The organism is Sinomonas sp. P10A9, from assembly GCF_041022165.1.
Lineage (GTDB): Bacteria > Actinomycetota > Actinomycetes > Actinomycetales > Micrococcaceae > Sinomonas > Sinomonas puerhi.
In genome coordinates, this window is sequence record NZ_CP163302.1 from 207272 (window position 1) to 231217 (window position 23946).

At 69.7% G+C, this 23946-nt stretch carries 26 protein-coding genes; 9 read left to right on the forward strand and 17 right to left on the reverse strand.

The genetic code is table 11. The features are described from left to right. Positions 1–3: 3 nt before the first annotated feature. A complete protein-coding gene (locus AB5L97_RS00965) occupies positions 4–513 on the forward strand; it encodes an OsmC family protein (protein WP_369046123.1) in 510 nt (169 codons plus the stop codon). A gap of 50 nt (positions 514–563) precedes the next feature. On the opposite strand, the gene AB5L97_RS00970 is transcribed toward AB5L97_RS00965, so the two are convergent. From AB5L97_RS00970 to AB5L97_RS00980, 3 genes are all read right to left on the reverse strand, one after another. Further along, a complete protein-coding gene (locus tag AB5L97_RS00970) occupies positions 564–713 on the reverse strand; it encodes a lmo0937 family membrane protein (protein WP_307006853.1) in 150 nt (49 codons plus the stop codon). Between the two features lie 83 nt (positions 714–796). Further along, positions 797–2080, reverse strand: a complete 1284-nt coding sequence (locus AB5L97_RS00975; protein WP_369046124.1) for a hypothetical protein — start codon at positions 2078–2080, stop codon at positions 797–799. Between the two features lie 26 nt (positions 2081–2106). After that, complete coding sequence (locus AB5L97_RS00980; RefSeq protein ID WP_307958203.1) at positions 2107–3636, reverse strand: S8 family serine peptidase; 1530 nt, start codon at positions 3634–3636, stop codon at positions 2107–2109. 286 nt (positions 3637–3922) lie between these two features. Between AB5L97_RS00980 and AB5L97_RS00985 the strand changes: the two genes are divergently transcribed. The 3 genes from AB5L97_RS00985 (at position 3923) to AB5L97_RS00995 (ending at position 6541) form a co-directional block, all read left to right on the forward strand. Then, entirely contained in the window at positions 3923–4777 is an 855-nt protein-coding gene (locus AB5L97_RS00985) for a hypothetical protein (protein WP_369046125.1), read from the forward strand. 273 nt (positions 4778–5050) lie between these two features. After that, positions 5051–5701, forward strand: a complete 651-nt coding sequence (locus AB5L97_RS00990; RefSeq protein WP_369046126.1) for a hypothetical protein — start codon at positions 5051–5053, stop codon at positions 5699–5701. Between the two features lie 534 nt (positions 5702–6235). Next, positions 6236–6541, forward strand: a complete 306-nt coding sequence (locus AB5L97_RS00995; protein WP_369046127.1) for a hypothetical protein — start codon at positions 6236–6238, stop codon at positions 6539–6541. An 89-nt stretch (positions 6542–6630) separates the two neighbouring features. Here AB5L97_RS00995 and AB5L97_RS01000 read toward each other — a convergent pair whose 3' ends face one another. Beyond that, positions 6631–6780, reverse strand: coding sequence for a hypothetical protein (locus AB5L97_RS01000; RefSeq protein WP_307958207.1), 150 nt, complete (start codon positions 6778–6780; stop codon positions 6631–6633). Positions 6781–6910: 130 nt separating this feature from the next. Between AB5L97_RS01000 and AB5L97_RS01005 the strand changes: the two genes are divergently transcribed. Next, positions 6911–7855, forward strand: a complete 945-nt coding sequence (locus AB5L97_RS01005; RefSeq protein ID WP_307958208.1) for a S1C family serine protease — start codon at positions 6911–6913, stop codon at positions 7853–7855. Positions 7856–7871: 16 nt separating this feature from the next. Here AB5L97_RS01005 and AB5L97_RS01010 read toward each other — a convergent pair whose 3' ends face one another. Beyond that, the gene (locus AB5L97_RS01010; protein WP_369046128.1) at positions 7872–8321 is read right to left on the reverse strand and encodes a DUF1761 domain-containing protein; all 450 of its coding nucleotides are present in this window, start codon (positions 8319–8321) and stop codon (positions 7872–7874) included. A 17-nt stretch (positions 8322–8338) separates the two neighbouring features. Between AB5L97_RS01010 and AB5L97_RS01015 the strand changes: the two genes are divergently transcribed. After that, a complete protein-coding gene (locus AB5L97_RS01015; protein WP_369046129.1) occupies positions 8339–8983 on the forward strand; it encodes a TetR/AcrR family transcriptional regulator in 645 nt (214 codons plus the stop codon). 14 nt (positions 8984–8997) lie between these two features. Here the strand turns inward: AB5L97_RS01015 and AB5L97_RS01020 are convergent, their stop codons facing one another. Further along, complete coding sequence (locus AB5L97_RS01020) at positions 8998–9480, reverse strand: NUDIX hydrolase (RefSeq protein WP_307958211.1); 483 nt, start codon at positions 9478–9480, stop codon at positions 8998–9000. A 55-nt stretch (positions 9481–9535) separates the two neighbouring features. Here AB5L97_RS01020 and AB5L97_RS01025 point away from each other — a divergent pair, with 55 nt between their 5' ends. Next, positions 9536–10288 carry a glycerophosphodiester phosphodiesterase gene (locus tag AB5L97_RS01025; protein ID WP_369047494.1) on the forward strand — a complete coding sequence of 251 codons (753 nt, stop codon included), beginning with the start codon at positions 9536–9538 and terminating at the stop codon, positions 10286–10288. Between the two features lie 305 nt (positions 10289–10593). Continuing rightward, positions 10594–12243 (forward strand): alkaline phosphatase family protein, encoded by a 1650-nt coding sequence (locus tag AB5L97_RS01030; RefSeq protein ID WP_369046130.1) that lies wholly within the window; start codon positions 10594–10596, stop codon positions 12241–12243. Positions 12244–12331: 88 nt separating this feature from the next. Here the strand turns inward: AB5L97_RS01030 and AB5L97_RS01035 are convergent, their stop codons facing one another. Further along, positions 12332–12931: a TMEM175 family protein gene (locus AB5L97_RS01035; protein WP_369046131.1), complete on the reverse strand. Its 600-nt coding sequence runs from the start codon at positions 12929–12931 to the stop codon at positions 12332–12334. A gap of 38 nt (positions 12932–12969) precedes the next feature. Between AB5L97_RS01035 and AB5L97_RS01040 the strand changes: the two genes are divergently transcribed. Further along, complete coding sequence (locus tag AB5L97_RS01040; protein WP_369046132.1) at positions 12970–14085, forward strand: glycerate kinase; 1116 nt, start codon at positions 12970–12972, stop codon at positions 14083–14085. Positions 14086–14191: 106 nt separating this feature from the next. On the opposite strand, the gene idi is transcribed toward AB5L97_RS01040, so the two are convergent. The 10 genes from idi to AB5L97_RS01090 form a co-directional block, all read right to left on the reverse strand. Further along, positions 14192–14716, reverse strand: a complete 525-nt coding sequence (idi, locus tag AB5L97_RS01045; protein ID WP_369046133.1) for an isopentenyl-diphosphate Delta-isomerase — start codon at positions 14714–14716, stop codon at positions 14192–14194. A 4-nt stretch (positions 14717–14720) separates the two neighbouring features. Next, positions 14721–16028 carry a uracil-xanthine permease family protein gene (locus AB5L97_RS01050; RefSeq protein ID WP_307958216.1) on the reverse strand — a complete coding sequence of 436 codons (1308 nt, stop codon included), beginning with the start codon at positions 16026–16028 and terminating at the stop codon, positions 14721–14723. Positions 16029–16104: 76 nt separating this feature from the next. Beyond that, positions 16105–16530, reverse strand: coding sequence for a MaoC family dehydratase (locus AB5L97_RS01055; RefSeq protein WP_369046134.1), 426 nt, complete (start codon positions 16528–16530; stop codon positions 16105–16107). Between the two features lie 45 nt (positions 16531–16575). Beyond that, positions 16576–17346, reverse strand: coding sequence for an SDR family NAD(P)-dependent oxidoreductase (locus AB5L97_RS01060; protein ID WP_369046135.1), 771 nt, complete (start codon positions 17344–17346; stop codon positions 16576–16578). Further along, complete coding sequence (locus AB5L97_RS01065) at positions 17346–18641, reverse strand: acyl-CoA dehydrogenase family protein (protein WP_307958219.1); 1296 nt, start codon at positions 18639–18641, stop codon at positions 17346–17348. Before AB5L97_RS01065 ends, AB5L97_RS01060 begins: the two co-directional genes overlap by 1 nt. After that, on the reverse strand, positions 18634–19491 hold the full coding sequence (locus AB5L97_RS01070; protein ID WP_307958220.1) for a 3-hydroxyacyl-CoA dehydrogenase family protein: 858 nt from the start codon (positions 19489–19491) through the stop codon (positions 18634–18636). Before AB5L97_RS01070 ends, AB5L97_RS01065 begins: the two co-directional genes overlap by 8 nt. Before the next feature lie 5 nt (positions 19492–19496). Continuing rightward, on the reverse strand, positions 19497–20267 hold the full coding sequence (locus AB5L97_RS01075) for an enoyl-CoA hydratase/isomerase family protein (protein ID WP_369046136.1): 771 nt from the start codon (positions 20265–20267) through the stop codon (positions 19497–19499). Positions 20268–20271: 4 nt separating this feature from the next. Continuing rightward, positions 20272–21492 carry an acyl-CoA dehydrogenase family protein gene (locus AB5L97_RS01080; protein WP_369046137.1) on the reverse strand — a complete coding sequence of 407 codons (1221 nt, stop codon included), beginning with the start codon at positions 21490–21492 and terminating at the stop codon, positions 20272–20274. Beyond that, entirely contained in the window at positions 21489–23159 is a 1671-nt protein-coding gene (locus AB5L97_RS01085; RefSeq protein WP_369046138.1) for an AMP-binding protein, read from the reverse strand. The genes AB5L97_RS01080 and AB5L97_RS01085 overlap by 4 nt, the downstream gene beginning before the upstream one ends. Before the next feature lie 40 nt (positions 23160–23199). Further along, complete coding sequence (locus tag AB5L97_RS01090; protein ID WP_307958224.1) at positions 23200–23946, reverse strand: SDR family NAD(P)-dependent oxidoreductase; 747 nt, start codon at positions 23944–23946, stop codon at positions 23200–23202.

Consider the following 23946-nt stretch of genomic DNA (forward strand, 5'->3'; position numbering starts at 1 on the left):
CGCATGATCACCACGCGTGATGAGCTCAGGGCCGCGCAGGCACCGCTCAAGCAGCAGTACCGGGATGACCCGGCTTCGGCGCTGACCCCGATATCGGCGGACGCGCGCTACACCGAGTCGGGTATCACCGCGACGGTGGAGACGTGGTCGGCTCCTGTGCGCGCGGGTCTGCACCGTGCCGTCGGGGGCGACGGCTCGGACGCATGCTCGGCGGACATGCTCATGGAGGCGGTCGTGGCGTGCGCGAGCGTGACGCTCCGCAGCGTCGCGACGGCGATGGGGCTGACGATCCGTTCGGGGGAGATCCGTGGGGAGGGCGTCTTCGATGCGCGCGGCACCCTCGGCGTCGACCGGACGGTGGAGGTGGGCGTCCAGGATGTCCGGCTGGTCGCGACCTTCGACACAGACGCGACCGACGCGGAGCTTGAGAAGCTCGCGTCGGTCGCGGACAGGTACTGTGTCGTCGCCCAGTCGCTCAGGCGGCCGCCTCACATCGAGGTCAGGCGCGCCTGAGCGTCAACCGGACGGTCATGGCGTCTATACGGTTTATACGGCCATGACGGTTATACGGCGCGGCGGCCGCGCACGAAGTGGACGATGAGTGCGATCACCGCCAGCACGATGAGGATGTGCACAATCCCGCCCAGGCTGGGGAGCGCGATGAAGCCCAGCAGCCAGAGCACGAACAGAATGAGGGCAATCCAGAGAAGCACGATGAACTCCTTAGTTTGGGGATGGATCGTGACTTGTGAATACCCGCCTGCGAGCCAAGCCAAACAGACTTTTTTCCGACCGCCTACTGTCCGGCCGTCGCGGCCGCCACGATGAGCGCGGCCACCTCAGGGTGCTCGATGTCCGAGTGCGCCCCGGCAAACGCGGACTGCGACGTGTCCTTGATGACGCCGTTCGCGTCTGCACGGTAGAAGGTCGACGCCGCGAGCGCGGTTCCCGTGGGAAGCGGCAGCGCGACGTTGGCGCTCGGCTCAACGCTCTGGTACCCGTCCGAGCCCATTCCGCCCCAGCGGTCCGGGGCCGCGACGTCCTGATTGTCCTGCTGCGCGAGGAAGGACGCCTTCGGGTACCAGCGGCCCACGGCCCAGTCCGCCGCGGTGAAGGTGGAGACGAGCGGCCCGGACACGCGGTCCGTGACGGAGAACAGCGCCCCGGCCTCGGCGAACGGGCTGTCGGCGGCCTGGGTGAAGGACCAGTGGGAGAAGGCGCCCTGGACGAGCGTCAGCGATGCGACGGGGCTTTCCTGCGGAGAGGGGATTCCGCTGAGCGCGAAGGAGACGAGCCGCGCCCCGAAGCTGTGTCCGATCAGATGCACGCGCAGCGCTGGTACGGCCGTGTGCAGCTGGACGAGGAACGGGCCGAGGCCTTTGGCCCCGACGGTCCCGGCGCGGGCCTTCATCTGGTAGAACGAGGCCACTCGAAGGGCGTCCTTCGCTCCATTCCAGATGGGGCCGAAGATGTCGGCGAGACCCTCGGCGTCGCCCGCGGCGGGGGCACTGCCCATTTCGACGGCGAGGGCGGCGTAGTCGCGCTGAGGGTTGTCGCTCGCGATGAGGGCGCTCTCGCCGGCGTCTTCAGTGGTCGCGGTGGTGCCGCCGAAGACGTTCTGCAGGAGGCCGTGGAACTGCTCGACGGCGGCGCCCTGCTGTGCAGGAGTGGCCGTCCCGGCGTCGACGTGCCCGAGGCCGGAGTCGATGAGGGCGCCCATCGTGGCCAGAGGTGCCGACGCGGCGGGGACGCTGCGCGCGAGCGTGGCGCTGATCTGCGCACCCGAGAGCGCGGCGTCGGAGGACCCGGCTGGCGGGTCCGGGAACCAGATCGATGGCCAGAAGACCCCGAGATAGCCCGCGTGCGCCGGGACCCCCGGAGCGTTCGCGATGAGCGGGAACATCGCCGAGTAGAGCCGCTCGGCGTCGCCCTCGGAGTTGTTCCAGCCGTGGCTCATGACGAAGAGGTCGGTTGTCCCGGAAGCGGAAACGGCCGAGATGAGTGCGCCGGGATCCTGGCCCGTGGCGTTGCCGTTTTCGTCGAAGTTCAGCTGCCAGTAGCTCGTTGCGGTTCCGTCCACGGTGGGGCTCCTTCGGGCTGGGCGGGTCAGTAGTTCGTGAGCATGGCCATGGCGTCGGCGAGCCCGGCGCCCTGCCCGTAGCGGTCGCGGCCGAGGTCCAGTGCGCTGCGCAGGAGCAGGGCTTTGACCTCTGCGGCGCGCCCGATGTACTCGGGCCGTCCGGACAGGAAGGCGGCGATGACGCCGGAGACGTGCGGCGCGGCCATGCTCGTGCCGGAGAGTTCCGCGTAGGTGAGGGACGCGTCGTCGCCCGTCAGCCCGTCCAGACCGGCGCGGGTGCGGACCGTGCCGGTCGCGGCCGAGCAGATCCACTCGCCCGGCGCCACGACGTCGGGCTTGGCCCGCCCGTCGAGCGTGGGCCCTTTCGACGACGTCCACGACACGCCGAACACGTGGGGTGCATCGCGGTGCGTCGATCCGACGGTGATGCAGGCCTCGGTGTGTCCGGGCTCGGTGATGGACGCGAGCACGCCCGTGGACTGGTTGGCGGACTGGGCCGCGGCGGCACTGCCGTTGTTGCCCGCCGAGACCACCACGTTGACGCCCGTCGCGACGAGCTCGGTGAGCAGCTGGTCCAGTGGAGACTGGCCCGCGGCGTAGTGGCTCGGGTCCCAGTCGCACCCGAGGCTCAGATTGACGCCGTGCACCCGCAGGGGGTTCCGGCTCACGTTGACCTCGGTGAGCACGTACTCGATGGCGGCGATGACGGCCGACGACGAGGTCACGGCCACGCCGGCCACACGCCGGAACACCTTGAGGCTCACGAGCTGGCAGAGGGGCGCCATCCCGCTCAGTGCCCCCGCGTGGGCCCTCGGCACGAATCCGCCGTCCACGGCCTCGTCCGAGGAGGCGACGTGGGCGGTGCGCCCCTCCGGGCACCCGCCTGCGATGATTCCGGCCACGTGCGTCCCATGCCCCTCCTCGTCCGCGAGGGGGTCCGCGGGTGCCGTCGGGGTTCCGAGGCTCGGGCGCACGAGGCCCGAGAAGTCCCGGTGGAGGCCGCCCGTCTTCGGCGTTGGTGCGGCGTCGGGCGTCCCCTCGCGTGCGAGTTCGAGCGCGGAGAAATGCGGATGCTTCTGGTCGATGCCCGTGTCGATGACGGCCCAGACGATTCCTTCCCCGAGTGCACTGAACGAGCGCCGCGCGGCGTCGACCTTCACCGTCGCCGCCGATCTGTCGATGTGCGCATACAGCTCGTAGTCCGGCCAGGCGCGGAAGATGATGCGGGCTCCGGTGGGGCCGGGCTCGTCCATCTCCATGAGGACTGCGAGCGAGGACCGGGTCAGGATGCATTGGTAGAGCTTGCGGGCGATCCGCGTCTTCTGGAAGAGGACCTTCGGCGCGCCGCCTGCCGGGGCCACGCGTTCCACGAACCGGTGCCAGAGGTCGGCGAAGGCGTCGTGGGCCGCGCTCGCCGGGCCCGGGTAGGTCGCGTTGAGCTCGATCACGACGTCGACCGGCTCGTCGGGGCCCGGAACGTCGCCGCCGCTTTCGCCCTCCGGGGGCGTCCGCAGGTCGCCGATGATCCGCGACTTGCCCTTCTGCTCGGGCGCCATGGCGTCTATGCCTCCTGGGCATTGGTCACTCGTGAACTGGATCTACTGCCGCACATGATCGCCAGACCGAACGCCGGATTCAAGAGTCTGATCCGACTTCACGGGAACTGTAGAGCAACCCGTGGCCGCCTCTCCGATACGCACCCGCTGCGGTCCCCCGTCCTAAGTCCTCCGGCAATGGACCTTCCGCGTCCGTACCCCCCCGAACGGAGCCGAATAACACTTGTACAAGGGCGGGGGCCGCCTGCGACGGCGGTGGAAATCATGGCAGTACGAGGGGGCGGACATGGCGTTCGTGCAGGGTGAACCGTGGGGGGAAGCGTCCGGTCTGGCGGAGGTGGATCTGACCGAGACGGTCACGAATCTCAGCCGAGTCCGAGCCAAGAACAGGGCGCGGCTGGCCAACTCCGACCTCACGCGGGCGTTCCTCAATGCCGCTCTGAGGCTGACCGACCAGGCTTTCACCTCCGGCGACGAGGAGCTCGTGGAGGGCACGCGTCAGACACTCTCGTACCTTTCCCGTCCCAGAGTCGTGAGCCGGGCGCAGCACGACTACCCGGATCTCGTCCCCACTGAGGCCAAGTTCCGGGACCGCTGGGCCGGCCAGCAGGATTTCATCGACGACTTCATCTCCTACGCCCTCGTGGTCCGGCAGGTGAGCCTCAAGACGGCCCTCGGGCGCGTCCTTGAGGCCGGAGGCGCTGAGAACGGGGATACCTCTGAGATTCTGCATCGCATTGCCTACGAGGGTGCCGTTCTCGTTCTCGAGCTCCCGGCGTTCCGCCTGCAGCTCCTCACCATCGCCTCGGCCTCGGCCCATCCGATGGTCTCGCGCGGTGTTAAGGGCATGTACGCGTCCCTCACGGCGGCGTGGTTCGGGCTGTACGAGCGCGTCCTCGCCGCGGCGGGCCTCGAGCTGCGCCCGGGCGTCACGGCAGAGGAGTTCGCGATCGTCCTCGAAGCCATGGGCGAAGGACTTGGGCTGCGTCTCCTCGCCGAACTCGATGAACCGCTCGTGGACCACGCAGCCCAGCGTTCGCTGCTCGGCAAGGCTGCCCTCGGACTCATGCTCGGCTTCGTGGACAACGGGGATGGGATGACGCTCGACGCCGCCGTCAACTCCCGTTTCCCGCGTGCCTGATCCGGGACGAAAGCTTTTACCTCCATCACCGGACCACTTTCAAAGACGACTTCGCGAGTGGTCGGGCTCTGGAGCTAGAGCACCGTTTTTCCCAATGCTCCACTGATGTGACAGCGGATGTCCTGGGGGAGTCTGATGGGCGATTTGCCCGGTTCCTTCGGGGCGGGTGGGATTCGACAGGGCGGGATATTCGTGACGCGAAACGGAAGTGGGAGTCGAAAGGCCTGGCGATGGGCCAGTGCGATTTCGCTGGCCTTCGCCGTCCTCCTCGCTGTGGCCGCTATTGCCTACAAATTCTCGTACGACGCCGATCAGCAGCGCCGCGCGGACGCGGCGCATCAGCTCACGGTCGCTTCGGCGACGCCGAATCCCGCGGGCACATCGTCGCAGCCCGCGACCCCTGCGACAACGGCGGCAGCGAGCCCCGCGCCGTCGTCCACAGCCCCGCCCAAGCGCACGTCTGTGGCGCTTCCGCCCGCGAGCTTCGACTGGCCCGCGGCCGGGTTCGCCGTCAACATCGTGCCGATGGACTGGGACCCGTCCGTCCCGGTCAACCCGGCCCTGGACGCGAACGGGTTCGATCCGGTGGGCCATTGGCTCAAGGGGTCCGGGCAGTCGGACGCGGTGCTTCCCGTGGTGCTGTCAGGCCACACGTGCCATGCCGGCGTGTACCTGTGCAACGACCAGACATTCCCCTTCAACCGGCTCAGCTTCGACGGCTGGGCCATCGGCCAGCCCGCGACAATCACGGATGCCAACGGAAGCGTGATCCCCTGCACCCTCCAGGAAAGGAGTCTCGTCGACAAATCCAAGCAGTTCTCCTTCAAGAATGACCCATGCCTTGTGGTGCTGTTCACCTGCAATTTCGAGCGGCCTGACGATGCGGTCACACTCGTGACCTTCAGGTGCGGACAATGCGCGTGAACTATCGGGGCGGGTCATGTATGCGCGTTCAGCGCCCACATTCCCAAACTTGGAAAGGAGGTGGGTAGCGTGCCGCTACTCACCACGCTTAGAAAGAAGAGGTCTGGGCTGCTGGCCCTCGCCGCCGGTGCCATGCTCGCCGGGGGCTTCCTCACCATGCCGTCTGCCTTCGCGGCCCCGAACACCAACAACAGTGTTGGCCGGGCCGACTCTCCCGTGACAATCTGCCATCACACCGGCGACACCAAGAATCCCTACCGGGTCATCACCCCTGATGCGGCTGGCGTGTATGACGGCCATCTGGATCACCAGTACCAGGACGACATCGTCCCGCCGTTCAGCTACATGAACGGTTCGAAGGAGGTCGATTTTGGTGGACAGAATTGGACCCCCGAGAATCAGGCTATTTGGGCCAACGGCTGCAAGCCCCTCAGTGTAACCACGCCGCCGACATGTGAATGCACGACCCCGCCTGTGACCACACCGCCTGCGACGACCCCCCCGGCGACGACCCCGCCCGCGACCACGCCGCCGGTGACAACTCCGCCTGCGACAACCCCGCCGGCCACCACGCCGCCAGCCACGACCCAGCCTCCGGCGTCGACGACCTCTCCAGCCGTCGTCCCAGAGGGCACGACGTCGGCGCCACCGGCGCAGGGTCAGGGCGGGGCCCAGAACCCGGCTCCGGCAGAGTCCGTGGCGATCTCGGCCCAGACGTCCGCTAGCCCGACCGCAGCCGACTACACGGTTCCGGGCCTGCTGTTCGGCTCGGGCAGTCTGCTCGGCGCGTGGCTCGCGCTCACCCTGTGGATGAAGCGCCGCCGCGGCGAGCACGTCTAGCCTGACCGGCGTAGCCCACGGAAAGGGGCACGGACCCGATGGTCCGTGCCCCTTTCGCTGGTTTCGTGGCGTCAGACGCTGCGGCCCGCTCAGCCCGCCGGCCGGGCGAGCTTCATCCCGCCGACGGCAATGAGGACGATCGCCGCCCACAGGAACATGTAGATGCCATCGCCGATATTGACCAGCATGCCGAGGATGAAAATCGCCAGCATCACGAGACCCCACCCGAACAGCTTCATCGCGGACTCCTTCTTGAGTGACCAGTGAACACATTGTGCGCAGGAGAGGAACGTCCTGGCTATAAGCCGTCGATCGTTCGCCTGACGCGATATCCGGCATCGTCGCGACGGCCCCAACGTTGTGCATGGCATGACTCAGGATCGTGATCCGGATCACGGCACCGACGATCAGGCGCTGGACGCCTACTCGCGTACCGTCTCCGGCGTGGCCAGGCATCTGACGCCGCGCGTCGCGTCGGTGCGGACCGAGCGCGGGGCGGGCAGCGCCGTCGTGCTTACCGCGGAAGGGCACCTCGTGACGAACGCGCACGTGGTAGGCCGTGCGGACCGGGGCGAGGTCGCGTTTGCCGACGGCGCGGCGGGGCCGTTCGCGGTGATCGGGCGCGACCCGCTCTCGGACCTCGCGGTGCTGCGCTGCGGGATCCACGTGCCCGAGCCGCCCGAGTTCGGCGACGCCGACACCCTGCTGGTGGGCTCGCTCGTGGTCGCCGTCGGGAGCCCATTGGGGCTTGAGGGCAGTGTCACCGCCGGGGTGGTGAGCGCGCTCGGCCGGTCGATTCCGGCGCGGGGGCGCACGGCGTCACGCCTCATCGAGGACGTGATCCAGACCGACGCCGCGCTCAACCCGGGCAACTCTGGCGGCGCGCTCGCGGATTCGCGTGGCCGCGTCGTAGGGATCAACACGGCGGTGGCCGGCTTCGGACTCGGGCTCGCCGTGCCCGTCAACGCCACGACCCGCCGCATCCTCGAGGCCCTCCGCGAAGACGGCCGCGTGCGCCGCGCCTACCTCGGGCTCGTGAGCGTGCCGACGCCGCTCGACCCGCGCTGGGCCGAGCGCACTGGGACGCGCCGGGCGCTCCGCGTCGCCGAGGTGGTGGGCGGAAGCCCTGCGGAGTCGAGCGGCATCCGGCCGGGGGATCTGCTGATTGCCATCAATGGGGCCCCGCTCAAGGACGCCCAGTCGCTCCAGCGGCACATGTTCGCCGAGGCGATCGGCCGCCGCACCGAGATCACCGTGCTGCGGGGAGAGGCGATGGTGGACGTCGTGACGGAACCCGCGGAGCTGCCGGACTAGCGCGGTCTCGCGCGGACTATCTCCACAGCGTGACGATCGCGCCCATGATCGCGAACTCGGCTGGCTGCTGGGCGGCGCCGAGCAAGAACCGCCGCCAGCGGTCGTCTTCTTCCATGAACGCGTGCTGGCCGATGATGAGCGGCATGATGATCGCCGCGTAGAGGGCGATCCCGAACAGGGCCGCCGGCCACGGGTTCGAGACGCCGGCATAGCCGAGGAGCCATCCGATCCCCACCGCCTGGACCACCCGCGTGAGGAACCCGATGGCAAGCGCCGACCGGGGCCACGACTCCGGCCCCGCGGGGACCCGCAGCGACCGGGCGAGCGGCGGTGCGAGCCTCGCCCAGTAAAGCCCCCCGAAACCGAAGGAGACCGCTGTAGCGAGCAGTACGGCCCAGATGCTGACGGGAGGCAAGGACAACACGGCGAACCCTACGATTCTATAAGTGATCTCTAGAGACGTCATCTAGTATCGTTGGGGGAATGAGACGGGTCAAGGGCTCAACGGAAGCCGCAACGGAGAGCCGCCGCGCCCAGGGTGAGGAGACCCGGCGGCGCATCCTGCAGGCCGCCGGGGACGAGTTCGCAGACCGCGGCTACCAGGCGGCCACCATGGCGCGCATCGCCGAACGCGCAGGGGTGGCCGTCCAGACCGTGTACTTCAGCTTCCACAACAAACCGGCACTGTTGAGCGCGCTCATCGAGTCGCAGGTGGTGGGTCCGGAGGATCCAACCCGACCGGAGGACACAGACTGGTTCGCCGAGATGCTCGCGCGCACTGATGGGGCTGGGGCACTGCGGCTGTTCGCCGAGGGCGGCCTCGGCGTCTTCGAGCGCGCCTCCGTTGCCGTGGAGACGGCCCGCCTTGCCGCCCCTGCGGAACCGGCCATTGCTAGCGTCCTCGAGTACTTCGACGGCCTCAGGCGGGTCCAGTTCTCACGAGCGGTCGAGGCCCTCCGTCATCACGGCGCCCTCAGGGCAGACCTCAGCCCAGAACGGGCCACCGACGTCCTCATGGTGGTCGCGAGCCCGCAAACGTACTTGGCGTTCACTCGGGGTCAAGGCTGGGAGCCGCGCGAGTGGGCGCAGTGGCTCGGCGACGCGCTCGCCCGTCTCCTGCTCGACTAGCTACTGCCTCAGGATCACAGGACCTCGACCCCGTCCTCGAGCTCAAGCGTGCGCTTCTCGTTGAGGCCCGTGAGCGCGGCTTGGATGTGCAGGGCGCCGTGGTCACCGAAGTACTCCTCGTACTCGTCGGTCCCCACGAACGTCCACTCGGTGAGCTCCTCCTCCTGGAGGGTGACGTGCGCGCCCTCGGGGAGCATGCCGCCGTCGTACAGGAAGCTCAGCCCGTCCCCGACCGGGTCCGGGAACGCCGAATGGGCAATGAGCAGGAGCGCGCCGGGCTCGATGTCCAGCCCGAGCTCCTCGCGGCCCTCGCGGCGGGCGGCCTTGCGCGGCGCCTCGCCGGGATCCACGGTGCCGCCCGGGAGGAGCCAGCCCTCCTTGTAGTTGGGCTTGACGGCGAGGACACGGCCGTCGACGTCGCGGATTACTAGTCCCGCGGCGACGCGCCGTCGCGGAAGCGTGCGGAAGTACTCGCGGCTCACGGCGCTCAGCTCCATACGCCGAGCCTACCCGCGTACCGTGAGATGCGTGGCGTTCCTGCACCCTGCCCCGATGGCCTTCGCGCACCGCGGCTTCTCCCTCAACGGCCTCGAGAACACCCTCACGGCCTTCCGCGCGGCGTGGGATCTCGGGATCACGCACCTCGAGACGGACGTCCGTGCGACGCACGACGGCGCGCTGGTCGCCTTCCACGACGACCGCCTTGACCGCGTCACGGACCGCTCGGGCCTCTTGGCCGAGCTGGCCTGGGCCGAGGTCGCGGCGGCCCGCATAGCTGGGTCCGCGGGCGCGTCCGAGCGCATCCCGCTCTTTGCCGACCTCGCCGAGGACCTGCCCGACGCCCGCTTCAACGTCGACGTGAAGTCCGCGGACGCCGTCGTGCCGTTCGCCGAGACCATCGAGCGGATGCGCCTCCACGACCGCGTCCTGGTCACGTCTTTCTCCGACGCACGACGCCGCGCAGTCCTCGCGCGCCTGTCGCGGCCGGTCGCGTCGTCGGCGGGAATGCGGACGGCGGCGGCGTTCCGTCTGCTCGGGGGGTCGATCCCGGCCGCGGCGGGGCGCCGGCTGCTGAGGGACGTCGATGCGCTTCAGGTCCCCGAGCGGTACGGGGCGGTCCGTGTGGTGACGGCGCGGTTCGTGGAACGGGCGCACGCCGCGGGTCTGCAGGTGCACGTGTGGACCGTCAACGCCGCCGAGGACATGAACCGCCTGCTGGACCTGGGCGTGGACGGTCTCGTGTCCGACCGCACGGACGTGCTGCGAGCCGTGCTCGAGGCCCGAGGAGCCTGGCCGATGGCATAGCCCTGCCTGAGTGCCCCCGCCCCGTCTTGCCCTTGTAGGGTCTCTGGCCGGCCGTTGTGGGGTCTCTGGCACGCGGTTGCGGGGTCCCTTGCGTTCCGCCGGGGCCACTTCGCCAAAAGGAGAGAATCCGGCGAATATGCCGTGAATTCGCTGGGAAATCAGCAAATCAGGAGCGAACTCTGACCGAAGATTCGACGCAAGGCCTCCCGCGCCGTCCTGCGCTCCACGATGCTTTGGAAGCATCGACTGGGGGCCGCGCAGCGGTCCGGACGCTCGCGCGCCCGCACGCCGAAACGAGGAGCGATATGAAGATCACGACGAAACGCGCTGCCGCCGCAGTGCTTGGTGCGGCGCTCGCCGCGGGAGGCGCTGCCACGACCGCGTTCGCCGCCGGGACACCGCAGAAGGCCAACTCTGACAAGCACGTCCTGCTGCTCTCGGTGGACGGTCTGCACCAGTCAGACCTCGACTGGTACGTCAAGAACAACCCCGGCTCTGCAATCGCCAACCTCGTGGGCCACGGCACGAGCTACACGGACGCCCAGACGCCGGTGCCGTCCGACTCATTCCCCGGGATGGTCGGCCAGATCACGGGCGGCAACCCCGGCACCACGGGCGTCTACTACGACGACACATGGAACCGCAAGCTCCTCCCCGCGGGCACCACAGACTGCGCCCACACGGCACCCGGTGCCGAGGTCTCCTACACCGAGGCCGCGGACAAGAACCCGAACGCGCTCGACGCCGGCCAGGGCCTGGCGGGCCTCCCCGGCAGCATCCTGCAGATGACCGGCAACGCGGCGTCGCTCCTCGACCCGGCCCAGCTCCCTGTCGATCCGGCTACGTGCAAGCCCGTCTACCCGCACCAATACCTCAAGGTGAACACGGTCTTCGAGGTGGCAAAGCAGGCTGGCCTCCACACGGCGTGGTCCGACAAGCACGTTGCGTACGAGATCCTCAACGGACCGTCCGGCGCCGGCGTCGACGACCTCTTCGCGCCCGAGATCAACTCGGACGCCTCGATCGCCGGCTTCAAGGGTGACTGGACCAAGGACAACCTTGCCACACAGCAGTACGACGGCTACAAGGTCCAGGCTGTGCTCAACGAGATCAACGGCAAGGACCACTCCGGCGCCGCCGCCGCCGGCGAGCCGGCTGTGTTCGGCATGAACTTCCAGACCATCTCGACGGCGCAGAAGCTCCCGATGTCGGACGGCCTCAAGGGCGGCTACCTCGCCGATGGTGTGACCCCCGGCCCGCTCCTTTCCAAGGCGCTCGACTACATCGACGCGAAGGTCGGGGCGATGACCGCCGCGATCGCGCAGACGCCGGACGCGAAGAAGACCACGGTGATCCTCTCGGCGAAGCACGGCCAGTCGCCGATGGAACCCGCCGCGCTCAAGCGTGTCGACGACGGCCCCATCATCGATGGCCTCAACGCCGCCTGGCGCGCGGCGGGCCACTCGGGCGACGTCGTGGCGTTCTCCACGGATGACGACGTCATGCAGCTCTGGCTGACCGAGCACACCCAGATGGCTGCGGACTTCGCGAAGCAGTACCTGCTCTCTCACAGCGCGGCGGGCAACGACATCAACAAGGCGCCCCTCACGGTCCAGGCCTCGGGCCTGACCACGGTCTACGCGGGCCAGCAGGTGGCGGACTTCTTCCACACCTCGGCCACGGACGAGCGCATTCCGGACATCTTCGGGGTCGTCCAGCACGGCGTCGTGTACACGGGCGGACATGGCAAGATCGCGGAGCACGGCGGCGCCGACCCGCAGGACCGCCACGTCCCGATCGTCGTCTCGCAGGGCACCGACTCGGGCGCCTCGATCGTGACGAGCTCCGTTGAGACCACGCAGATCGCCCCGACGATCCTGCGTCAGCTCGGCCTCAACGTCCACGACCTCCAGGCCGTGCAGATCGAGGGGACCCAGGTCCTCCCGCAGCACTGACGCCTGAGGCCCTGGCCCGCCAGGGACCCCACAACGGATCGCCAGAGACCCCGCAACCTCTCTCGAGGTTGCGGGGTCTCCGGCGAGGCTAGGCGTCGTCGCCCGCCGTGCTGTTCCCAGCCACGGCCCGTTCGATCCGCCGGTCCGGCACGATCCAGATCGTGGCCACGACCACGTAAGCGGCCACGCCGATCCACACGGAGAGCAGCGTTCCTGCGCACCCGGCCACGTAGATCGCCATGGACCACTTGCCTTTAGCGTCGTTGCTGATCGCGTGGGCCAGCCGGCTCTCGGAGCCCTGCAGCCGGATGAGCCGCGACTGGAAGATCGTGTAGGAGACCGCCGCGGCCAGGAGGTTGACCCCGTACACGAGCACGGGGAGCGTCGCGAGTGCGCTCTCATCCATCCAGCGGGTGGTGAAGGGGACGATCGAGAGCCAGAACAGCAGGTTGAGGTTCGCCCACAGAGCGCCGCCGTCCACGCGGCTGGTCAGGTGCATGAGGTGGTGGTGGTTGGTCCAGTAGATCCCGATGTACACGAAGCTCAGCACGTACGTGAGCAGCGTGGGCACGATCTCTCCGAGCCCGTGCAGGTCCGGTGTGTCCGGGATCTTGAGCTCCAGGACCATGATCGTGATCGCGATGGCGAGGACGCCGTCGCTGAAGGCCTCGACGCGGTTGGTCTCCACACGGACATTCTGTCAGTGGGTGCTGGCAGGATGGGGGAATGCGCATCCTCATCGCCCCGGACAAGTTCAAAGGCTCCCTCACGGCCGCCGAGGCCGCCGACGCCATGGCCGAGGGCGCCCTGGCCATCTACTCCGAGGCGGAGATCGTCCGCATGCCAGTCGCGGATGGCGGCGAGGGCACCCTCGAGGCGGCCGTCGCCGCGGGCTTCGAGGAACGGATCCGCGCCGTGACGGGCCCGCTCATCAAGCCGGTGGGCGCCGCGTGGGCGCTCAGGGGCACGACGGCGGTCATCGAGACCGCGCAGGCGTCCGGCCTCGCCGCCCTCGGCGCGGATCCTGATGCCGAGACGGCTGGCAGAGCCCATTCCTACGGCGCCGGGCAGCTCATCGCGGCCGCGCTCGACGCCGGGGCGACCGAGATCATCCTGGGCCTCGGCGGCTCCGCGATGACGGACGGCGGGTGCGGCGCCCTGCGAGCACTCGGCCTGCGTCCGCTCGACGCCGCCGGGAACGTTGTGCCGCTCGGCGGGGCCGCCCTCGCCGACGTCGTGTCCGTGGATGCCTCCGCCCTCGACCCTCGGCTTTCTAGCGCGCGTCTGCGCATCGCCGCCGACGTCCGCAATCCGCTGGTCGGAACCGACGGCGCCGCGCACGTCTTCGGGCCGCAGAAGGGCGCGGATGCCGAGGCCGTGGCGGCGCTCGACGCCGGTCTGCGCACCTGGGCCCGCGTCCTCGCCGAAGCGACGGGTCGCGACGTCGACGTTCCAGGCGCGGGCGCCGCGGGCGGCTTCCCGGCGGCGTTCCTCGCGTTCACGGACGCGCGGCTCGAGAGCGGCTTCGATCTCGTCGCGGAACTCGTGGGGCTCGATGCGCAGCTGGCCTCGGCCGACCTCGTCATCACGGGCGAGGGGTCGCTCGATGGGCAGTCGCTCACGGGCAAGGCGCCGATTGCGCTCGCGGACCGCGCGCGGGACCGCGGCATTCCCGTCATCGCCGTTGCCGGACGAATCGAGGCGACACCTGAGCAGCTCGCCGAGCACGGGATCGAGGCTGCGGGCGCGCTCGTCGACCTCGCGCCGACTCCCGCTGACGCCATCGCCAACGGCGCCGATTACGTCCGCCGCGCTGTCGCGGAGCTCCTCGCCGGCGCCTGATCCGCCGTCCATCTGGCGGGCGGGGTCACTTTTCAGGGTTGCGGGGTCAGGTCACAAGGTTGCGGGGTCACGTCTCGCGGTTGAGCGGTGCCCCCGCCCGGGGTGGCTAGCGGCCCTGAGCTGCCAGGGCGTCGAGCTGCATGACGAGCCACGGACTGAACGCGTAGGGCGCCGCGGCGACGGCGGCGTGGAATTCGGCGACGTCGGACCAGGCCCACTCGGAGACCTCGTCCGGGTTCGGCGCCGGATCACCGGCGGCGACGGCGCGGAATACCGGGCAGATCTCGTACTCGACGATTCCCGAGACGTCCACGGCGCGGTACCGGAAGTCCGGCAGCACGGGTTCAATGGAGCCGACCTCGAGCCCGAGCTCCTGCTGGGCGCGGCGCCGGATCGCGTCGTCGAACGGCTCTCCCGGCGCGGGATGCCCGCAGAACGCGTTGGTCCATACCCCTGGCCACGTCTTCTTCGAGAGCGCCCGGCGCGTCACGAGCACGCGCCCGTCGGGCCCGAACACGTGGCAGGAGAACGCGAGGTGCAGCGGCGTATGGTCCGTGTGGACGGTGGCCTTGGGCGCGGTGCCGAGGAGTGCGCCGTCGTCGTCCACGAGCTGGACGAGTTCTTCGGTCATGTCCCTATTCTCCGATGCCCGACGCCGCGGGTTCCACAGCATCCTCGGTGGCGGTCCCGCGCCAGCGCGCGAGCGCCGTCATCCCGTGGAACACGATGAGCGCGGCGGCGGAGCCGAGCGCGATGCCCGCAAACGCGAGGCCGCCGAGTTTCCACGTGTAGTCGGCGATGCCGACGATGAGCGCCACGGCGGCGGTCGTGAGGTTGATCGGGTTGGAGAAGTTGACCCGGTTCTGCACCCAGATCTTCACGCCGAGCACACCGATCATGCCGTACAGCATCGTGGCCGCGCCCCCGAGCACGCCTGCCGGGACGGTCGCGATGAGCTCACCGAACTTGGGTGAGAAGCTCAGCAGCAGTGCCGCGAGCCCGGCCACCCAGTAGGCGGCGGTCGAGTAGACCTTCGTTGCGGCCATGACGCCGATGTTCTCCGCGTACGTTGTGGTGCCGGAGCCGCCGCCGAGGCCGGCGAGGACGGTCGCGGCGCCGTCGGCCATGAGGGCGCGGCCTGCCATGTCGTCCAGGTTCTGCCCCGTCATCGCGGCGACGCTCTTGACGTGTCCCACGTTCTCGGCGACGAGGACGAGCACCACGGGCACGAACAACCCGAGCACGCCCACGTTGAACGAGGGCGTCTGGAAGTGCGGCAGCCCGATCCACGCCGCCGCGTCGATGCGCGAGAAGTCGACCTCGCCACGCCATACGGCCACGAGGTATCCGACCACCACACCGACGAGGATGCTGAGCCGCCCCAGGATTCCGCGGAACAGCACGGAGACGAGGATGATCGCGAGCAGCGTGATCAGCGCGGTGACCGGAGCGGCGTCGAAGTTCATCTTCGCGGCGGGCGCGAGGTTGAGCCCGATGAGCGCCACGATCGTGCCGGTCACAACGGGTGGCATGACGATGTTGATCCAGTGCGCGCCGAACTTCTGGACCACCGCTCCGACCGCCGCGAGCACGACGCCGGCCACGACCACGCCGCCGAGCGCGCCGGCCACACCGAACTGCTGCTGGGAGGCGAGGATCGGGGCGATGAACGCGAAGGACGACCCGAGGTAGCTCGGCACCCGGCCCCGCGTGATCACGAGGAACAGGAGCGTGCCCACGCCCGAGAAGAACAGGGTCGTGGCGGGCGGCATGTGCGTGAGGATCGGCACGAGGAACGTCGCGCCGAACATCGCGACGACGTGCTGGAGGCCAACGCCGATCGTGATCGGCCACGCGAGCCGCTCCTGCGGGGCCACCACCTCGCCCGGCCTGATGGAGCGGCCGTCCCCGTGGAGCTTCCAGTTGGTTCCGAGCAGGCTCATCGAGCGCCTTCCGATGCGAGGGGGTGAGGTGGCCGGTGGATATCTTATCCCCGTGCGTCACCGCCTCGCGGCCCGGTCAGGAGTGCACCCACTTCACCACGTGACGGGCGACCGCGACCGCCTCTCCTTCCACGCGCGCCTCGACGGCCGCCGTGGCTCGCAGGGCGGCGGGGTCATACTCCTCCCACTCGTGGCGGAGCGCGAGAGTCTGCCCGGGGAATACCGGTTGGATGAACCGGATGCGGTCGTATCCAAGGGAAACCGGCGTGAACCCCTTCGGGCGCGCGTCCTCGAGGGCCCGCGCGGCGACCGCGGACATGAATCCGACGATGAGCGCCCCGTGGATCTGCCGCGTTCCGAATGGGGTGCCGCGCATGTACTCCTCGTCGGTGTGGTTGCTCGCGAAGTCGCCGGTGATCCCCGCGAAGAGCACGAGGTCCGTCTCGGTGACCGTCTTGCGGAAGACGGTCACGTGGCCGGGATCGAAGGGCGCGCTGTCCATGTGGCTCCTGACGTGGTCGAGTTGGGTGGTCCGTGGAACGGGCAGCTACATCGTGAGCCCGCCGGAGACGGACAGCACCTGGCCGGTGGTGAATCCGGCCTCCGCCGAGGCGAGGTGCGCTATCGCCGCCGCCACCTCCTCGGGCCGTGCCGCCCGGCCCTTGGGCACGGCCCTGAGGGTCCCCGCCATGACCTTCCCCGTGAGGCCGTCGGCGGCGAGCATGCCCGCGAGGAGCCCGGTGTCGGTGGGGCCGGGGGAGACGACGTTGATCGTCACATCTGTGCGGGCGGTCTCGCGGGCCACGGCTCGCGCGAGCCCGTGCAGTCCCGCCCGCGCGGACGACGACGCGGCGTCGCCGAGGGTGCCCGCCTTGCCGCTGTCTGACCCGACGAGCACGATCCGGCCGAATCCGGCCTCGACCATCTCGGGGAGGACGGCGCGGACGAGGAGCATCGGCCCGACGAGCTCGGTCCGGACGATGTCCTGGATGACGGCCGGATCGGTCTTCGCGAGGATCTCCAAAGGGTGCCGGTGCCCGGTGGTCACGACGAGGGTGTCGATTCCCCCGAGCGCTGCGCCCGCGCTCCCGCCCGGCCCCGCGACGTCGTCCACCGATGCCGGATCCGCGGCATCCAGTCTCGCGGACCCGGCCCACGAGCCAGCCGGGAGCCGTGCGCCGAGGGCCGCCGCGCCGTCGTGATCGGAGCGGTAGGTGCCGAACACGCGGGATCCCTCCGCGGCGAGCCGCAGCGCCACGGCGGCCCCGATCCCTCCCGTCCCCACGAGGAGGACCCGCCTTCCGCTGAAGGTCCCCATCAGAACGCGGACCGCCCCGTCACCTTGCGCCCGATCAGGAGCGACTGGATGAACTCGGTGCCCTCGTAGGTGTGCACCACTTCCATGTCGGTGAGGTGCCTTGCCACGTGGAAGTCGAGCAGGAGGCCGTTGCCGCCGAGGAGGTCGCGGGCCTGCTGGGCGATCGTGCGCGCCTTGTTGGAGGTGTGCATCTTCGCGAGCGAGGCCATGGTCCCGCTCCACTTTCCGGCCTCCTGCAGCTCGGCCATGCGGAAGCAGATGAGCTGCATGGCCGTGAGCTCGGCGAGCATGGAGGCGAGCGTGGCCTGAACGAGCTGATAGGTCGCGATCGGTTGGCCGAACTGCTCGCGGACCTCCGTGTAGGCGACGGCGGCCTCGAAGCACGCGATGCCGTGGCCGAGGGCCTCCCAGCTGGCGCCACCGCGCGTCGTCGCGAGCACGCGGGACGTGTCCTTGAAGCTGTTCGCTTCGGGGAGCCGATTGGCCTCGGGGATCCGCAGGCTGTCGAAGCCGAGGTCGGCCTGGAGGATGGCGCGCTTGCCGATCTTCCCGTCGATGGTTCGGGCCGAGAAGCCCTCCGGCACGCTCTCGGGGTTGCGGGGGTCCTCGCGCTCCATGACGAAGGCCTTGACCTCGCCGTCGGCCTCGTCGCGGGCCCAGATGACCACGAGGTGCGCCATCGAGCCGTTGCCGATCCAGCGCTTGGCCCCGTTGATGACCCACGAGTCGCCATCGCGGCGGGCCGTCGTCTCGAGCTGCGCCGAGTCCGATCCGTGGCGCGGCTCGGTGAGGGCGAACGCGCCGATCTTCTCGAGCCGAACCATGCCGGGGAGCCAGCGTCCCTTCTGTTCCTCGGAGCCGAGCAGGTTGATGGTGCCCATGGTCAGGTTCGCCTGGACGCCGAGGAACGTGTTGACCGACCCGTCGCCGCGCGCGAGCTCCACTGTGGCGAGGCCCGCGGCCAGCCGCGAGAGCCCGGCCGCACCGTGCCCGCGGATCACGCCGCCCACGAGGCCAGTCGCAGCGAGGTCCGGCAGGAGCTCCCACGGGAACTCGGCGCGCTCCCAGTACCCGTTGATCACCGGGAGCACCCGGGTGTCGACGAACGCGCGCATGCGTGCCCGGGCGTCCGCGGCGTCAGCCGGGAGGCCCCCGGCGAGGAGCAGGTAGTCGGTGTCCCGCGGGACCGTGAGGCGCTCGCGGAGCGCCGCGAGGTACTCGTCGGTCTCGGAGAATCCGGGTCCGGACCCCGGCCCGGACCCGGACTCGGCCACGCTGCTTGCCAGCTCACTCATACGTGTACCAACCCTTCCCGGTCTTGCGGCCGAACTCGCCGGCCTCGTATTTGGCCGTGACGAGCGGGTGGGGGAGGTCCTTCTCGTCCCCGGTCTGCCCATAGGCGGCCTGGCGGATGAGGTACGTGACGTCGAGGCCCACGAGGTCCATGAGCTCGAAGGGCCCCATCGGATAGCCCAGGGCATCCTTGGCCGCGGTGTCGATGTCCTCGAGGGACGCGACGCCGCCGGCATACAAGGCCAGCGCCTCGTCCCGCACCGCGCCCATGAGCCGGTTGGCGACGAAGCCGGGGATCTCCTTGTTCAGGAGCACCGGCGACTTGCCCATCGCCCGGGCCACCTCGACCACCGTCGCGACGGTCTCGTCCGAGGTCTGCGGGTTCCGCACGATCTCCACGGCCCTCATCACCAGCGCCGGGTTGAAGAAGTGCATGTTGCAGACCTTCTCCGGGCGCCCGGTCGCGTCGGCGACCGTCGAGGAGGCCAGTGTGGAGGAGTTCGTCGCGAGGATCGCTTGGGCTGGCGCGAATGCGTCGAGCTCGGCGAAGATGGCCCGCTTGACCTCGAGCTTCTCCGTCGCGGCCTCGATCACAAGGTCCGCGTCCGCGGCGGCCGCCGCGAGGTCGGTCGTGAACGCGATGCGCTCCCACGCGTCGGCGGCCTGGGCCTCGCCGAGCCGGCCCTTCGCGACCCGCCCGTCGAGCCAGCGGTGCATGTCCGCCTCCGCGGCGGAGACGGCCTCAGCGCTCACGTCTCGCACCGCCGTCGTGAATCCCGCGACGGCCGCCGCCATGCCGATCTGGCGGCCCATCGCTCCGGAGCCGACCACGAGGACTGTCCGCACGTCCATGCCGCTCACCGTCCCGCGAATTCCGCGGGACGCTTGGCAAGGAACGCCGCGGCGCCCTCGGCCTTGTCCTCGGTCGTGTAGAGGAGGGTCTGCGCGAGCCTCTCGAGCAGGAGACCCGTCTTCTGGTCGGCATCGGCGCCCTGGCGGATCACCAGCTTGCCGAGCCGCACCGCGAGCGGGCCTTTGGAAAGGATGGTCGCGGCGGTCGCGGCGGCGGTCGCCCCGAGGTCCTCGCGAGGCACGACGGCGGTCACGAGCCCGTAGCGCTCGGCCTCGCCCGCCGTCAGCACCCGGCTCGTGAGGATCATCTCGACGGCGCGGCCGGTGCCGACAAGCCGCGTGAGCCGCTGGGTCCCGCCCGCGCCCGGGAGGACGCCGAGGGTCGCCTCGGGCAGGCCCATCTTCGTGCCGACGGCCGCGACGCGGATGTCGCAGCTCATGGCGAGCTCGAGTCCCCCGCCCATCGCGACGCCGTTGAGCGCCGCGATCGTGGGCTTGGGGTAGTCCTCGATCCGGTCGTACAGCTTCTGCATGTGCGCGGCGAGCCCGTACGCGAGGTCGTAGCCCGCGAGCTGGGTGATGTCCGCGCCCGCCACGAAGGCCTTCTCGCCAGCGCCCGTGAAAACGACGGCTCCCACGGACGCGTCGTCCTCCCACGCGTCCAGGACGGCGCCGATCTCGCCGAGCACGGTCTTCGAGAGGGCGTTGCGGACCTCGGGGCGGTTGACGGTGATGGTTCCGACGGCGCCGTCGAGGGACGTGGTAATGGTCTCCATGCCCCTACCGCCCCGCCGCCGCGAAGGCCCCGACGCCCGTGAGCGCGCGGCCGAGGATGAGCGCGTGCACCTCGTCAGTGCCCTCGTACGTCCGCACGGACTCGAGGTTGTTCGCGTGGCGCAGCGGGGAGTGGTCCAGCGTGATCCCGTTGCCGCCGAGCATCTCGCGGGCGTCCCGCGCGATGCGGATGGCCTCGCGGCAGTTGTTCAGCTTGCCCACCGAGATCATGGTCGGGTTGAGGGTCCCGGCGTCCTTGGCGCGGCCGATCTGGAGCGCGAGGAGGTAGCCCTTGTTGATCTCGAGCGCCATGTCCGCGAGTTTGGCCTGGGTCAGCTGGAACGCGGAGAGCGGCATCCCGAACTGGGTCCGCTCGGAGCTGTAGCGCAGCACTTCCTCGAAGCTGTCCCGCGCGGCGCCCATGGCGCCCCAGATGATCCCGTAGCGGGCCTCGTTGAGGCAGGCGAAGGGGCCCTTGAGGCCGATCGCGCTCTCGCCCGGGAGGATCGCGTCGGCGGGGAGCCGGACGTCTTCGAGCGTGATGTCGCATTGGACCGAAGCGCGCATCGACAGTTTGGGCTCGATCGCCACGGCGTGGAAGCCGGGCGTGTCGGTGGGGACTACGAACCCGCGCACGCCGCGGGCATCGCCGTGCTCGCCCGTCTGGGCCCAGATGATCGCGACGTCGGCGAGCGTCGCGAGGCCGATCCACCGCTTGGCGCCGTTGAGCACCCAGTCGCCGCCCGGCTCCTGCACCGCGGTGGTGCGCATCGAGGCCGGGTCCGAGCCCGCCGTCGGCTCCGTCAGCCCGAAGCAGCCGACGGCGCGTCCCGCCGCCATCTCGGGCAGCCAGTGCTGCTTCTGCTCCTCGGAGCCGTGCTTGTGGATCGCGGACATCGCGAGCGAGCCCTGGACCGAGACGAAGGTGCGCAGGCCGGAGTCGCCGGCCTCGAGCTCCGAGGCCGCGAGACCGTACATGACGGCGGAGCGCCCCGCGCAGCCGTAGCCCGTCAGGTGCATGCCGAGGAGGCCGAGCTTCGCGAGCTCGGGGATGATCTCGCGGGGGAAGACGGCCTGCTCGTACCAGCCGGCGATGTTCGGGCGGATGTGCGTGTCGACGAGGTCGCGGACCGCGCGGGCCAGGTCCTTCTCCTCGGCGGTGAGCTGGGCGTCGAGGCCCGTGAGGTCGGCTGGCCCGAAGACCGAGCCGCTGCTGTGCGTGGTCACGCCTTTGCCTCCTGGCTGAATTCCTCCGACAGCTCCTGCCGGATCTTGAACTTCTGGATCTTGCCGCTCGGGGTCCGCGGGAAGTCGGCGACGACCTTGAGGATCTCCGGCCAGTACGGCTTGGCGAGGCCCTTCGTTTCGAGGAATGCCCTGAGGTCCTCGAGCGTGAATGGGTCGGCGTCCTTGAGCTGGACCACGGCGCCGCCGATCTCCTGGAGACGGGGGTGCGGGACTGCGACGAGCGCGACGGCGGCGATCCGCGGGTGCTCGTAGAGGACGTTCTCCACGTAGGCCACGGGGACGTTCTCGCCGCCGCGCACGATGATGTCCTTGGTGCGGCCTGCGAGCCGCACGTACGAGTCATCGTCCTGCGTGCCGAGGTCGCCGGTGTCGAACCAGTCGCCGTCGAACTCGTTCCGCGTCACGTCGAGCTGCTCGAGGTAGCCGCGGAAGAGGAACGGGCCGCGCACCTGGATCCGGCCCTCGGTTCCCGCCGGCACGGCGCGGCCCTGGTCGTCGACGATCCGCAGCTTCATGCCGGGAAGCACGCGGCCGTCGGAGTCGAGGACCTTTTCGACGGGGTCCTGCGGGCTGCCCATCGTCACGAGGCAACATTCGGTCTGGCCCCACCCGCCGAACACGTTCAGGGCTGGGAGCTTGTCCTTCGCGGCGTGCACGACGGCGCGGGGGATCGGCGCCCCCATGCAACAGAAGCGCACGAGGCTCGAGAGGTTGTGGTCCGCGAGGTTCTGCGCGGTCAGGATGTCCTGGAGGAACGGCGTGGCGCCTGAGGTGTGCTGTATGCCGTGCCTCTCCACAAGCTCCACGAATTCGGCGGCCTGCCAGACCTCCTGAAAGACCCCCGTGGCGCCGAGCATGATGGGGAGCGCGACGCCGAAGAGGTAGCCCGTGAGGTGGCCGAACGTCGAGGCCATGTGGATCACCGAGGAGTCGTCCATCCCGAGCCGGTCCGGCCACGGGAGCGCACCCGAGAGGACGGTGTTGTGGCTGTGCATGGCACCCTTGGGGCGTCCCGTCGTGCCCGAGGTGAACATGATGAGCGCGAGCGAGTCCGGGTCGGGGCGCCGCGCGGCGGCCTCCTGGGCGGAGAGCCCGCGGGCCCGGCCGCGCCCGGCGAGGTCCGACCACGAGAGGAAACCCTCGGGTGCTCGAGCCGGTGCGGGACCCGTTCCGAGCACGACGGCGTGCTGCAGGTCCGTGAGTCCGCCGCGGAGCCGCTCGATCATCGCAGGATAGTCGAAGCCCCGGAACGTCTCAGGGATGAAGATGACCTTGGCGCGGGCCTTCTTGGCCATGTACTCGATCTCGCGATCGCGGTAGATAGGGATGAGCGCGTTGGTCACCGCGCCGACGCGCTCGGTGGCGAGGTGGGCGACGATCCACTCGTGCCGGTTCGGCAGCTGGATCGAGACGGTGTCCCCGGCATCGACGCCGAGGGAGACGAGTCCAGCCGCGATGGCCTCGACCTCGTCCGCCATCTCGCGGTAGGTCTTGGCGCCGGAGGCGTCGATCGAGGCAACCTTGTCGGGGTGCGCCGCAACGGCGTCGTCAAAGTAGTCGATGAGGAGACGGTCCTTCCAGTACCCGGTGGTCCTGAAGTCCGCCGCGTTCTCCGGCAGCGGAAGCATCTCGAAGGGCGAGCTCATGGTGATGTCCGTTCGGCTAGTGAGGCAGGGGAGGGCGTGCTCACGCCATCGTGAGTCCGCCGGAGACCGAGAGGGTCTGGCCGGTGATGAACGCAGCCTCGTCCGAGGCCAGGAAGGCCACGGCGTTGGCGAGGTCCTCGGGCTGGGCCAGGCGGCGCAGCGGGATGGACTTCTCGAGCGCGGCGCGCAGCTTCGGGTTCTCGGCGCTGATCCCTGCGAAGAGCGGGGTATCGGCGGGCCCGGGGCACACGCAGTTCACGGTGAAGCCCTGGCGGGCGGTCTCGCGGGCGAGGGTCTTGCTGAAGGAGATGATGCCGCCCTTCGCCGCGGAGTAGACGGCCTCGCCCGAGGAGCCGACCCGGCCGGCGTCGGACGCGATGTTCACGACCGTGGCCCGCTCCTGGCCCGCCACCGCGCGCAGGAACGCCTGGCTGCAGTGCAGCGTGCCGTACAGGTTGATCGCGACGACGCGGTCCCAGTCGGCGACGTCGCTGTCCACGAACGGGCCGACCTTGTCCCAGCCGGCGTTGTTCACGAGCACGTCGATCCGCCCGAACTCGGCCTGCACGGCGCGGACCATCTCGTCCACCGACTCGCGCGACGTGACGTCGGTCCGCACGCCAATGGACCTGTTGCCCAGCGCCGCGGCGGTCTCCTTCGCGGCGGGCTCGTTGAGGTCGCTCACGACGACGGTCGCGCCCTCGGCGGCGAGCTTGGTGGCGATGCCCTTGCCGATGCCGGAGGCACCGCCGGTGACGATCGCGATCTTGTTCTCGAGCTTTCCCAT

Coding starts and splice junctions, on each gene's coding strand:
- AB5L97_RS01015 (WP_369046129.1), top strand. CDS start 8,339: ATGAGACGGGTCAAGGGCTCAACGGAAGCCGCAACGGAGAGCCGCCGC.
- AB5L97_RS01020 (WP_307958211.1), bottom strand. CDS start 9,480: ATGGAGCTGAGCGCCGTGAGCCGCGAGTACTTCCGCACGCTTCCGCGA.
- AB5L97_RS00965 (WP_369046123.1), top strand. CDS start 4: ATGATCACCACGCGTGATGAGCTCAGGGCCGCGCAGGCACCGCTCAAG.
- AB5L97_RS01090 (WP_307958224.1), bottom strand. CDS start 23,946: ATGGGAAAGCTCGAGAACAAGATCGCGATCGTCACCGGCGGTGCCTCC.
- AB5L97_RS01030 (WP_369046130.1), top strand. CDS start 10,594: ATGAAGATCACGACGAAACGCGCTGCCGCCGCAGTGCTTGGTGCGGCG.
- AB5L97_RS01075 (WP_369046136.1), bottom strand. CDS start 20,267: ATGGAGACCATTACCACGTCCCTCGACGGCGCCGTCGGAACCATCACC.
- AB5L97_RS01000 (WP_307958207.1), bottom strand. CDS start 6,780: ATGAAGCTGTTCGGGTGGGGTCTCGTGATGCTGGCGATTTTCATCCTC.
- idi (WP_369046133.1), bottom strand. CDS start 14,716: ATGACCGAAGAACTCGTCCAGCTCGTGGACGACGACGGCGCACTCCTC.
- AB5L97_RS01055 (WP_369046134.1), bottom strand. CDS start 16,530: ATGGACAGCGCGCCCTTCGATCCCGGCCACGTGACCGTCTTCCGCAAG.
- AB5L97_RS00985 (WP_369046125.1), top strand. CDS start 3,923: ATGGCGTTCGTGCAGGGTGAACCGTGGGGGGAAGCGTCCGGTCTGGCG.
- AB5L97_RS01010 (WP_369046128.1), bottom strand. CDS start 8,321: ATGACGTCTCTAGAGATCACTTATAGAATCGTAGGGTTCGCCGTGTTG.
- AB5L97_RS01040 (WP_369046132.1), top strand. CDS start 12,970: ATGCGCATCCTCATCGCCCCGGACAAGTTCAAAGGCTCCCTCACGGCC.
- AB5L97_RS01025 (WP_369047494.1), top strand. CDS start 9,536: ATGGCCTTCGCGCACCGCGGCTTCTCCCTCAACGGCCTCGAGAACACC.
- AB5L97_RS01065 (WP_307958219.1), bottom strand. CDS start 18,641: ATGAGTGAGCTGGCAAGCAGCGTGGCCGAGTCCGGGTCCGGGCCGGGG.
- AB5L97_RS01060 (WP_369046135.1), bottom strand. CDS start 17,346: ATGGGGACCTTCAGCGGAAGGCGGGTCCTCCTCGTGGGGACGGGAGGG.
- AB5L97_RS00980 (WP_307958203.1), bottom strand. CDS start 3,636: ATGGCGCCCGAGCAGAAGGGCAAGTCGCGGATCATCGGCGACCTGCGG.
- AB5L97_RS01005 (WP_307958208.1), top strand. CDS start 6,911: ATGACTCAGGATCGTGATCCGGATCACGGCACCGACGATCAGGCGCTG.
- AB5L97_RS01070 (WP_307958220.1), bottom strand. CDS start 19,491: ATGGACGTGCGGACAGTCCTCGTGGTCGGCTCCGGAGCGATGGGCCGC.
- AB5L97_RS01050 (WP_307958216.1), bottom strand. CDS start 16,028: ATGAGCCTGCTCGGAACCAACTGGAAGCTCCACGGGGACGGCCGCTCC.
- AB5L97_RS01085 (WP_369046138.1), bottom strand. CDS start 23,159: ATGAGCTCGCCCTTCGAGATGCTTCCGCTGCCGGAGAACGCGGCGGAC.